This window comes from Exiguobacterium sp. SH5S13 (genome assembly GCF_004337085.1).
GTDB lineage: Bacteria > Bacillota > Bacilli > Exiguobacteriales > Exiguobacteriaceae > Exiguobacterium > Exiguobacterium aurantiacum_A.
The window spans coordinates 41,507-52,178 of the sequence record NZ_SJUS01000023.1; the positions used below are offsets into that span (position 1 = coordinate 41,507).

The 10,672-nt window shown below is 55.0% G+C and carries 14 protein-coding genes; 10 read left to right on the forward strand and 4 right to left on the reverse strand.

Annotated features, from left to right (window positions below):
- Window positions 1-7 precede the first annotated feature (7 nt).
- A complete protein-coding gene (gene arsD, locus EVJ30_RS11785) occupies window positions 8-367 on the reverse strand; it encodes an arsenite efflux transporter metallochaperone ArsD (RefSeq protein ID WP_131456514.1) in 360 nt (119 codons plus the stop codon).
- A gap of 13 nt (window positions 368-380) precedes the next feature.
- Window positions 381-698 (reverse strand): ArsR/SmtB family transcription factor, encoded by a 318-nt coding sequence (locus tag EVJ30_RS11790; protein ID WP_070328555.1) that lies wholly within the window; start codon window positions 696-698, stop codon window positions 381-383.
- A 233-nt stretch (window positions 699-931) separates the two neighbouring features.
- On the opposite strand from EVJ30_RS11790, the gene EVJ30_RS11795 reads away from it, so the two are divergent.
- The 7 genes from EVJ30_RS11795 (at window position 932) to EVJ30_RS11825 (ending at window position 6,479) form a co-directional block, all read left to right on the forward strand.
- Window positions 932-2,413, forward strand: coding sequence for a SulP family inorganic anion transporter (locus EVJ30_RS11795; RefSeq protein ID WP_131456512.1), 1,482 nt, complete (start codon window positions 932-934; stop codon window positions 2,411-2,413).
- Between the two features lie 16 nt (window positions 2,414-2,429).
- Complete coding sequence (locus EVJ30_RS11800) at window positions 2,430-2,843, forward strand: universal stress protein (protein ID WP_131456510.1); 414 nt, start codon at window positions 2,430-2,432, stop codon at window positions 2,841-2,843.
- A gap of 130 nt (window positions 2,844-2,973) precedes the next feature.
- Window positions 2,974-3,387 (forward strand): universal stress protein, encoded by a 414-nt coding sequence (locus tag EVJ30_RS11805; protein WP_131438831.1) that lies wholly within the window; start codon window positions 2,974-2,976, stop codon window positions 3,385-3,387.
- A gap of 111 nt (window positions 3,388-3,498) precedes the next feature.
- Window positions 3,499-3,705, forward strand: coding sequence for a PLD nuclease N-terminal domain-containing protein (locus tag EVJ30_RS11810; RefSeq protein ID WP_131469229.1), 207 nt, complete (start codon window positions 3,499-3,501; stop codon window positions 3,703-3,705).
- Complete coding sequence (locus EVJ30_RS11815; protein WP_131469231.1) at window positions 3,702-4,550, forward strand: ABC transporter ATP-binding protein; 849 nt, start codon at window positions 3,702-3,704, stop codon at window positions 4,548-4,550. Before EVJ30_RS11810 ends, EVJ30_RS11815 begins: the two co-directional genes overlap by 4 nt.
- Window positions 4,550-5,308, forward strand: coding sequence for an ABC transporter permease (locus EVJ30_RS11820; protein WP_131469233.1), 759 nt, complete (start codon window positions 4,550-4,552; stop codon window positions 5,306-5,308). Before EVJ30_RS11815 ends, EVJ30_RS11820 begins: the two co-directional genes overlap by 1 nt.
- Before the next feature lie 247 nt (window positions 5,309-5,555).
- Window positions 5,556-6,479, forward strand: coding sequence for a CAP domain-containing protein (locus EVJ30_RS11825; protein WP_131469235.1), 924 nt, complete (start codon window positions 5,556-5,558; stop codon window positions 6,477-6,479).
- A 38-nt stretch (window positions 6,480-6,517) separates the two neighbouring features.
- Here EVJ30_RS11825 and EVJ30_RS11830 read toward each other — a convergent pair whose 3' ends face one another.
- Both EVJ30_RS11830 and EVJ30_RS11835 read right to left on the reverse strand, forming a co-directional pair.
- The gene (locus tag EVJ30_RS11830) at window positions 6,518-6,715 is read right to left on the reverse strand and encodes a CsbD family protein (RefSeq protein ID WP_131469237.1); all 198 of its coding nucleotides are present in this window, start codon (window positions 6,713-6,715) and stop codon (window positions 6,518-6,520) included.
- A gap of 55 nt (window positions 6,716-6,770) precedes the next feature.
- Complete coding sequence (locus tag EVJ30_RS11835; protein ID WP_070328546.1) at window positions 6,771-7,169, reverse strand: hypothetical protein; 399 nt, start codon at window positions 7,167-7,169, stop codon at window positions 6,771-6,773.
- Between the two features lie 149 nt (window positions 7,170-7,318).
- On the opposite strand from EVJ30_RS11835, the gene EVJ30_RS11840 reads away from it, so the two are divergent.
- From EVJ30_RS11840 to EVJ30_RS11850, 3 genes are read left to right on the forward strand one after another with little or no spacing between them, the layout of a single operon-like run.
- Entirely contained in the window at window positions 7,319-8,251 is a 933-nt protein-coding gene (locus tag EVJ30_RS11840) for an ABC transporter ATP-binding protein (RefSeq protein ID WP_236636087.1), read from the forward strand.
- Window positions 8,252-8,256: 5 nt separating this feature from the next.
- Window positions 8,257-9,396 (forward strand): ABC transporter permease, encoded by a 1,140-nt coding sequence (locus tag EVJ30_RS11845; protein WP_236634068.1) that lies wholly within the window; start codon window positions 8,257-8,259, stop codon window positions 9,394-9,396.
- On the forward strand, window positions 9,383-10,483 hold the full coding sequence (locus EVJ30_RS11850; RefSeq protein WP_131469241.1) for an ABC transporter permease: 1,101 nt from the start codon (window positions 9,383-9,385) through the stop codon (window positions 10,481-10,483). Before EVJ30_RS11845 ends, EVJ30_RS11850 begins: the two co-directional genes overlap by 14 nt.
- Window positions 10,484-10,672: the final 189 nt, after the last annotated feature.

Below are 10,672 nucleotides of genomic sequence, written 5' to 3' on the forward strand. Positions count from 1 at the left end.
CGCCTCCTTATTTTTTAAGCGTGATGCGGACTTTCGGTTTCTCGCCGTCTTGTTTCGCGAACGCCGCGACCGGGAGACCGGTCAGTTCAGCAATCTCTTCATTCGTCATGTAGGCGCCGCGTTTGACGATCTCACCATCGATGACGGTGAGCGGGAGCGTGTCGAGCCCTTTCGTGATCTCGGCTTGCACGTTTGCGTTTTCAACGAAACGGTTCGGCTCCGAGGCGAGGTTATAACGCTCAACGTCGAAACCGCGTTGTTTCAACACGTAATGGATCGTCGCGATCCGCGTCAGTTCCGGGTCGATCGACGGCCCGCATAGTCCGGTCGGACAGCACATGGCCGGTTCGAATACTTCAAGTTTCATCGTTTATTCCTCCTTAAATGGCACACTCGGCGTCACAGTCACAGCTCGCATCGATCATCTCGACTTGTCCGAGCAGATCGACGACGATCGAATAGAACGGGCTCGCCTCGTTCAACCGATAATGGATCCATTGCTTGTCCCGGCGCTCGAGCAGCAGTCCCGCTTGCCGCATCATCTTCAAATGCCGGCTGATCGCCGGCTGCGAGATGTCAAAGCAGTCGACGAAGCTACAGGCACACTGTTCCCCGTCCTGCATTTGCTTTAACATCGTCAACCGCGTCGGGTCGGCGAGCACTTTGAGCACTTTACTCAGTTCTTCTGCGGTATGCATCGTCATTCTCCTTTACCCCATGTATAACAAAACCGTTATATAACCTTTACGTTATGAAATTACCACAGTTTTTTGCAAGTTGCAATTGTCTTTTCTGAAAAAGTTCGCTATGATAAAACACGTTGTGCAAATATGTATCGTTTCAACTTATTCCTTCATATAATGACGCATTTGATCTTCGTGAGACTCGGAGGTCAAAATTAAAACTACTATAAAAGAGAGGTGTGTTCTTTTTGGAAAAATTGAATACTGTCAAACAAGAATGGCTCGGTAACGTCCGGGCTGACGTCCTTGCGGGGATCGTCGTCGCGCTCGCTCTCATCCCTGAGGCGATCGCATTCTCACTCATCGCTGGACTGAACCCGATGGTCGGTCTATATGCTTCATTCATTATCGCAATGGTCATCTCGATTGCGGGTGGACGACCAGCAATGATTTCAGCTGCAACCGGAGCCATGGTGCTCCTCGTTGTCGATTTAGTTCGAGATTACGGTCTCCAATATTTATTAGCGGCCGGTATTTTAGCCGGTATTATTCAAATCGTGCTCGGGTTCTTTGGTATAGCGCGTCTTATGAAGTTCATCCCGCGTGCGGTCATGGTCGGCTTCGTTAACGCCCTCGCTATTTTGATCTTCCAAGCCCAGCTTCCACAATTTGAGGGCGAGAGCTGGATCATGTGGGCGATTGTCGCCGCATCACTCGTCATCATCTTCTTGTTCCCACGCATCACGGGCGCGATCCCGGCACCGCTCGTCGCCATCGTCGCGATGACACTCGCTGCTGTCTTTATGGGGCTCGATACGAAAAACATCGGCGACATGGGAACGATCTCAGCAACGTTGCCGGAATTCTTATTCCCTGACGTTCCATTCACGCTCGAGACGTTCATGATCATCTTGCCGTATGCCGCCTCGCTCGCTTTCGTCGGCTTGATCGAGTCGTTGCTCACGGCTCAAATCGTCGATGACATGACAGGAACGGATTCGAACAAGAATCGTGAGTCAAAAGGTCAGGGGATCGCCAACATCATCGCCGGTTTCTTCGGCGCGATGCCAGGTTGTGCGATGATCGGCCAATCGGTCATCAACGTCTCGTCAGGAGCACGTGGTCGTCTATCGACGTTCGTCGCTGGACTCGCGTTGTTCATCATGATCATGACGATGAGCGACATCTTGATGCTCATTCCGGTCGGCGCCCTCGTCGGTGTCATGTTCTTCGTCGCCTATGCGACGTTTGACTGGGGCTCGCTCAAGACGCTCCGGACGGCTCAAAAATCGGATACGGTCGTCATGCTCGTCACCGTGTTCGTCACTGTGCTCACGCACGACTTGTCAATCGGTGTGTTCGCCGGGATTTTAACAGCTGCGATTTTGTTCGCCGCGAAAATCTCGAAAGTCGAACTCGACCGCAACGTCGAAGCCGACCACGCCCACTACGTCGTGAACGGTCAATTGTTCTTCGCATCAACGTCTGAGTTCGTCAACCAATTCGATGTCGAAGAAGATATCGAAGCAGACATCAAACATGTGACGATCAACTTCTCGAACACACACCTTTGGGACGATTCGGCCATCGGCGCCATCGACAAAGTCGTCTTCAAATACCGTGTGCACGGTATCGAGCCAGAACTGTTGAACTTGAACAAAGATTCAGAGAAGCTGCTCAATACGCTCGCGCTTCACTTGAAACAACAAGATGCGGGCATCGGACATTAATTCGGGAGGGATTCACATGACAAAAATCTTCTTAGCCGTTGACGGATCGGACCATTCGATGCGTGCGACCGCGAAAGCGATCGAGCTCGCGAAAGTCTCGAGCGCCAAAATTGATGTCGTTCACGTCGTCAGCTCGAAAGAGTCGAAAGAAAGTGCCCTGCAATCAACAGGCAAGATCGACCTTGAGGCGAAACGGATGCAGCGGATGCAACGTTTCTTCACAGCGATCGAAGCAGCCGGACTCGAGTACGAATATATCGAGCTCCGTGGTGAACCGGACGTCGAGCTCGTCAAGTATGCGAACCATGAACCGTTCGAATACGTCGTCGTCGGCTCGCGCGGCTTGAACACGTTCCAAGAGTTCGTGCTCGGCAGCGTCAGCCATAAGCTCGCCAAACGCGCGCTCGCGCCGGTCGTCATCGTCCGATAATCAGACAGGAAGTGAACCTCAGCGTTCACTTCCTTTTTCTGTATCTCGAATCGACACAATTGCGAATGCGCTTTCATAAAAAATCGCATATACTTGTAGTAGCAAGCGTATAAGAGGAGGCGTTGAAAGAATGGGTAAAATCTTTTTAGCGGCAGATGGCTCGGACCACTCGAGACGGGCTTTAACAAAGGCAATCCAACTCGCAAAAGCGTCAGACGCATCGATTGATATCGTTCACGTCGTCAGTGCGAAAGAATCGAAAGAGGCCGCGCTCAACTCGACCGGCAAGATCGATCTCGAGACGAAACGAAAACGCATGATGCAACCGTTGTTCGATACGATCGAAGCGGAAGGCATCGCCTATGAATATGTCGAACTCCGCGGCGAACCGGACGTCGAGCTCGTCAAATACGCCAATCGCGATCCGTTCGAATACGTCGTCGTCGGCTCGCGCGGCCTCAATACGTTCCAAGAGTTCGTCCTCGGCAGCGTCAGCCATAAACTCGCCAAACGGGCGCAAGCACCGGTCATCATCGTCAAATAAGCCATCCCCTTTCTCGACTCGAGAAAGGGATTTTTTGTGTCTTATACAGGAACAACGTCCTATGTGTGGAATCAACTAGTGTATGCACAGCTAACTAAGGAGGGAAATTTTATGGAAATTATGAACGACCCGGGTACGTTACTATTAATTTTACTGCCTTTATTATTACTTCAGCTGATTCTTCTCGTCGTCGCCATGATCGATTTATTCAAGCGGTCTGAAACGAACGGACCGAAATGGGTGTGGCTCCTCGTCATCGTCTTTATCAACATCCTCGGTCCGATCGTCTATTTCCTCTGGGGACGGACAAAACAGTGAACGCGAGCCATCTCACAAAACGATTCGGCACGTTCACCGCGCTCGATGACGTCAGCTTCTCGCTGCGCCCGGGCTGCACGTCGCTCCTCGGCGAGAACGGGGCCGGCAAGACGACGCTCCTCAACATGATCGCCCGTGTGACGACGACGACGTCCGGACAGATCGAGGGTCACGACACGATCCGGGTCGGTTATTTACCACAACGTCCGGCGCTTTACCCTTCCCTCACACCGGTCGAGACGATTAAATATGCGGCCGACTTGACGGGCACGACCGGCGTCGACGCCTTGAACCTCTTAAAACGCGTCGGCTTAGAACCGGTCGACCGCCCGGCGGCGCACTTGTCAGGCGGGATGCGGCAACGGCTCGGCATCGCCCAAGCGCTCGTCCACGACCCGGAACTATTGTTGCTCGATGAACCGGTGTCGGCGCTCGACCCGCGCGGCCGCCGGGAAGTGCTCGATCTCTTGAGTGACTTGAAGCGTGAGCGGATGATTCTCTATTCGACGCACGTGCTCCCTGACGCCGAGGAGGCGAGCGACTGGGTGCTCCTGCTTCGGCAAGGACGCCTGCTCATGGAAGGCACCGTCACCGATTTGCTCGGGGCCAAATCATCCATCCAACTTCGCCTGTTCGATGACACGACGACAGAAGACGATTGGAACGCGCTCGCGGGTGTCGTCCGTGTCTCGCGGACGGGGACGACATGGACGTTCGAGACGTCCGATAAAACGATGTCCGAGCGGGCGATTCTGCAACGCGTCCTCGCCCAAGGACTGATGATCCAATCGTTCCACGTCGGTCATCCGTCGCTCGAATCACTGTTTTTGGAGGTGAACGCTTAATGCGGACAGCCATCTTTAAACAAGAATGGAAAGAATCGTGGCGCAATAAACGGCTCGTCTGGGTCCCGGTCGCCCTGATGCTGCTCGCGGCGATGCAGCCGCTCACGCTCTACTTCTTACCAGACATTTTAGCGTCAGGCGGTAACTTGCCGGACGGGACCGTCATCGAGATCCCGACGCCGACACCGGCCGAAGTACTCTTATCGGTCAGTGAGCAGCTGCGGCAGATCGGCCTGCTCATCGTCTTGCTGTCGGCGATGCATACGTTCAGCCAAGAACGTACACTCGGTACGCTCGCTTGGCTCAAGTCGCTCAACATTCCGGCTTCTCGCATCGTCATGAGTAAATGGGCACACTACACGTTACTTTCCGCCGTCTCCATCTTGCTCGCCCAAGGCACAGCCGCCTATTATACGGTCATCTTGTTCGACTCGTTCGATGTGACGGACTTTGTCATTTCCACGGGTCTATTGATCGTCCATTTCGTCGTGCAGCTGTCGCTCTTCTTCTTATTCGCCGCGCTGCTCGAGAGCGGGCTCGTCGCCCTCGTCATCACACTCGGTGTCCACTTCGTCTTATCGCTCCTGCTCAGTTGGGTCGATTGGGACTGGTTGCCTTGGAACCTTGGCGGATTGTCGGGTCAAGCGTTAATCGAAGACGTCAGTGTCACGTGGCCGCTCGTCACTAGCATTGTCTTGATCGGACTGGCGTTGGTTATGGCATCCAAGCGTTTATTATTTTTGAGTCGAACGTCCTGATTATTCAATTTTGATGGATAGGTCTTTCATCGATGCGTGTGTCTTTGATTTCCGACGGTGTCTCGCTCGAATCGATCATGGACAAAACCGACGCGATCTTGCCGATCCGCAAAGATTATCTTCTGTATGAATGAAACGAAGGCAGGCTCTTTTGAGTCTGCCCTTATTTGTAATCGAATGGTAATACCCACTATTGCCCTATTCAATATATTATATGGTTATATTATCGGAAAAGGAGACTTCCCTCTTGAAAAAACCAACTACCATCCTCGTATCAAGCGCACTCGCCGCGGCGCTCACGTTCACCCCGTCGACGGCTTCACTCCCGCTCGAACAGGCCACCGTCCAAGCGGCGTATACAGAAACAGCAATCAACACGAAAGGTTCGGTCACGGGCATCAGCCAGCTCCCGGTCCGCAAAACCCCGTCGCTTTCAGCAGCACGACTCGGCTCGATCAAGCGTTACGGCACGATGACCGTTCGGACGTCGTTCACCGTCGGCGGATCAAAGTGGTACAAGATTAAATGGGGGGCTGGGGTCGCCTACGTCCCGGCCGCTTACGTCAAACTATCGACGGCGGAAGTCGCGTTCAAGAAAACGGCTTACGTCGCCCCGTCGAGCGTCTATTTGAAATCACGGCCGCTCACGACGTCTTCGAACGTCGCTTTCCTCCGCCAAGGTGTAAAGCTCGAGACGAGCTCGTACCGTTATACTGGCTCGACACGTTGGTACAAGGTGACGAGTGGGACGAAGACCGGTTACATTATGGCGAAACACGTCACGTTCACCGCTCCCGCGAGCGGCGTCTTGAGCGAGACGAACAAAGAGCGCCAAGCGGCTGGCCTGACAACGCTCGCCGCCTCGAGCGAAGCGAACCGCGTCGCCCAAGTCCGGGCCGATGAGATGGCACGGACCGGTCAATTCTCGCACCAACTCCGTGAGAACGGCAGCCCGGGTGACACGCTCGACGCCTACAACGTCAGCTATCGTGGCTGGGGCGAGAATATTTATATGGGGTCGAGCGACCCTGGCCAAGCGGTCGACGCTTGGATGAACTCGAGCGGGCACCGCGCCAACATCTTGAACGGCCGCTTCACGCATCTCGGGGTCGGCACAGCGAAAAACGCACAAGGCTCGACGATTCATGTCCAAGTGTTTTTGACGAAATGAAAAATGGAGGATCGCCCCATGGCGGTCCTCCATTTTGATTAGCGGCGCTCGTCTTTCAAGCTTTCGAGATCTTGCTGGGCTTGGCCCGTCTTCTCTTTTGCCGTACCTTTGACTTGATCCTTTTGACCTTCACGTTTGAGCGACTGGTTGTCCGACGATTTGCCGACTGCTTCTTTCACTTTTCCGGCCGCTTTATCGATGAATCCGTCGACTTTTTTGTTTAGTCCGTCTTTCATATGAATCTCCTCCTCGTGGTATCGTGTCTAAACAATGTACCACTCTGAAGAAAACTCAAACATAGTGCTCTTTGACGAGCACACGAAACCGCGGCCGGACGGTCAGCTCGATCGTCGTCACGGTCCGGGTCCGGTCCTCGGTCATGACGATTAAAAGCTCCCCATGGTCGCGCCGGTCTTCGAGCACTTCGACTTTGCTGACGGTGCGGAGCAGTTGATAGTAGAGCAGTTCGCCCGTCTCGCCTTTGACGTTCACCTCGAACTCGTGGTAGCTCGGGGAGACTTTAAAATAGAACGACTCTTTCCCATTCGTGAAGCGGAACACCGACTCGTCATAATAAAACGGGAGCGTCGCATCCATCCGCTTCGGCTCGACCGTGCAAAATAACGCCCACGCCATCTCGTCAGGAAATTTTTCACCCGCTTCTCCTTTGTTGAACTGCCACCCTTTCATACTCAATCCCTACTTCCCTCTTTTTATAATTGTCTGAATAATCGGACTATAACAAATTGATTCGCCAACACGTTCAAAATCCCTGCAAACGGGAACAAATCTCTGTATGCTCTTTTTCTGTCCGTCCATCTGAAAGGGGTTGCGTCCACGTGTCCATCATCGCACTCGACCATGTCACGAAGCGTTTCGGGGAGACAATCGCCTTGAACGACTTCTCGCTCCACGTCGAAGCAGGCGAACTGTTCGGTCTGCTCGGTCCGAACGGGGCCGGCAAGACGACCGCCATCTCCGTCATGCTCAACCTATATCCTGCCGACAGTGGTACGATCCGTATCTTTGACCGCGTCATGCCGAAAGACGAACAGGCGATCAAGCAACGCGTCGGCATCGTCCCGCAGCACGTTTCCGTCTATGACCAGCTGACCGTGTTCGAGAACATCCAATTTTTTGCCGAACTTTATGGCTTCAAGCCGGCCGAGGCGAAACAAAAGACCGAGGCCGCCCTCGACTTCGTCGAGCTGACCGCTCACCAAAAGAAACGTCCGCCGGAACTGTCCGGAGGGCTGCTGCGTCGTTTAAATATCGCCTGCGGCATCGTCCATGAACCGGAGCTCATCTTTATGGACGAACCGACCGTCGCCATCGACCCGCAGTCGCGGAACACGATCCTCGAGAACATCCGTGAGTTGAACCGGCGCGGGGCGACGATCATCTATACGTCCCACTACATGGAGGAAGTCGAGATGCTGTGCGACCGCGTCGCCATCGTCGACGAAGGGAAGATCATCGCCGAAGGGACGCAAGACGAGTTGAAAGACCAAGTCATGACGCTCGAGACGGCCCGCATCAAAGTTGATTCCTTGACGCCAGGGCTCATCGAACGGCTCGGCGCACTCAGTCAAGTAAAGAAAGTCGAGTATCATGAGCCGTACATCGAGGTGTCGCTCGAGAAAGACACGCCGCTCGCCCCGCTCCTCGACGTGCTCCACGACGCGAAGGTCCGGTTCACGTCGATCACTGTCGACCGCCCGTCCTTGAATACCGTCTTCCTGGCCTTGACCGGCAAGACGCTAAGGGAGTGACGGTCATGAAGACGTGGACGTTTATCAAATACGATGTCAAACAACAACTGCGCGACCGCTCGACCTTGTTTTGGATGTTGCTGTTCCCGATCATCCTCATTTTCGGTCTCGGCACGATGCTGTCTGCCATTTTCAGTAACGACTTCTCACTCCCGGTCACAGACGTCGCTTATGTCGAGCAGTCGACCGACGACTATCGCGTCCCGCTCGAGACGTTCCTCGCCGACGATGACATCAAGGCGTTCGTCAACCTCGTCCCGTACGACAGCGTCGCCGCTGCCGAACGTGGCGTCAACGACGGCGATGCCGACGTCATCTTGCACCTCGACGGGTCAAACGTACGTCTCTTGTATGAAGAACCGACGACGATCGAGTTCGATGTGCTCGAGGCGGTCATCCGGCAATATACCGACGTCGCCAATCAACAGATCATGCTCGCCGAGTCAGGCGTCGCCGTCCCGTTCGAGCCGGAGACGTTCATCGACAGCGAGAGCGTCGACTTGTCGGGCCGCACCCCGACCTCGCTCGAATACTTCACGGTCACGATTTCGATCATGACCGCCTTGTTCGGCGCCTTCTATATCACGGGCATGCTCAGTGAGGAACAGCCGATGAAAGGCAGCTATCTCCGGATCCAGGCCGCTCCGGTCAAGACAATCGACTACCGGCTCGCCCGCACGGTCAGCCGTTACGTGCTCATCTTTCTACAGCTCGTGCTCGTCTTTTGGTTCAGTCACTTCGTCTACCGAAGCTTCTCGCTCGACTACGTCCACTTCGGACTGTTGTTTCTCGCCTGGGTCGCACTCGCCCTTTACGGCACCACGTTCGGATTTATAATCGCCAGTCTGCCCCGCGTCACGCGCGGCACGAAAGACGCGATCGTCAACGGTAGCGTCGCTATCATCATGATCCTCTCCGGGGGCTACGTGCCTGGATTCGACCAAGTGACGCTGAGCGTCGCACCGTGGGCGAAATACGTGTTCATGCCGATCTTTATGCGCGATGGCATCCTCCAAGTGCTGCTCCGGGGCGGGGACGTCACCTTGTTTTGGCAAGGTCTCGGTTGGCTCGCCCTGCACGTCGCCGTCTTCACCGTGATCAGCCTGCTGTTATGGAAAGGAGTGAGCCGCCGTGGTCTTGTTTAGGCACGTCGCCAAACGGATGCTCCGAAGAAAAGGGTTATGGGTGTTCACGTTCGTTTCCGTCTTCGGATTCGCCCTCGTCCTGTCGTTCCTCAATTCGACGTCTGCTTTGAACGTCTCGATCGGTATTCTCGACCGTGACGGCGGCTCGTTGTCGGGCCGGGTCATCGAAGAGGCGGGCCGGTTCGGTTCGGTGACACCGCTTGAGACGGACGAGGCCGACGAGGCGCTACTCGAAGGACAAGATATCGTCTTAACGATCCCGGACGGTTTTACGGAAGACTTGTTCGCCGGCGACATCCCGCGGCTCTCGTTCAGCGCGACCGAAGGGAGTGACGCCGCCTTGATCGAACAGGCGCTCAACTCCCATCTTTCCCGCGAGCGGCAACTGCTCGTCGCGAGTGAGTTTGACGAAGGGCGATTCCTCGAGTTGGCGGAAGCGGAGACAATGAACGGTTACACGCTCTCGAGCGAGCCGTTCCAAGAGAGCGTCGGCACGACCGCGCGGACACAGGCGTTCCTCGGGCTGTTGTCGTTCGTCATGATGTCGGCGTTCCTCCAATTCATTCCGCTTTTTGTCGCCGACGACCGGGATGAATTGATCTACTCGCGCTTGTTCGCGGCACCGGTCACGCCGCGCCGCTACGTCGGGTCGCTGTTTTTATCATTTTGTGCCGTCGGACTCATCTACGTGCTCATGCTGATCGCCTTTAGCGCCGTCCTCTATCGGCAGGACATCATCGCTCATCTCCCCGTGCTCACGCTATTGTTCACCGTCTACTTGTTCGTCTGTCTCGCGATCGGTTCACTCATCGCGGTCCTCGCGACGAATCGGGACAAGGCGAACATTTGGCAGACGTCGGTCACGATGGCCGCCGCCATCACCGGGGGCGCTTTTATCAGCCTGACGTGGCTCCCGGAATCGCTCCAGCTCGTCGGACGCTTCTTGCCGACCTATTGGTTCAACAGCGGGGTCGCCGACATGTATGACGATCGGTTCCCGACGCTGTCTGTCCTCGTCATGGTCGGTATGGCGCTCGCCGTGTTCGCGGCGACCGTCTTCGCGTTGAAAAAACGACCGCTCACATGACACAAAAAAGAGGCTGGGACATAACTAGCCTGTTTTAAAGCTTTTCAATAAAAAGAGGGGTTCGGTCACCGATTTTCGGTGGCCGGACCCCTTCTTTGCACTTCCCCCGATGCCCACGGCGATGAACTTCCGTAGGTTCACCGCCATGAGGGCGAAGCCGAGCTCGCGTTTCACGCGCTGTTTTCCCCT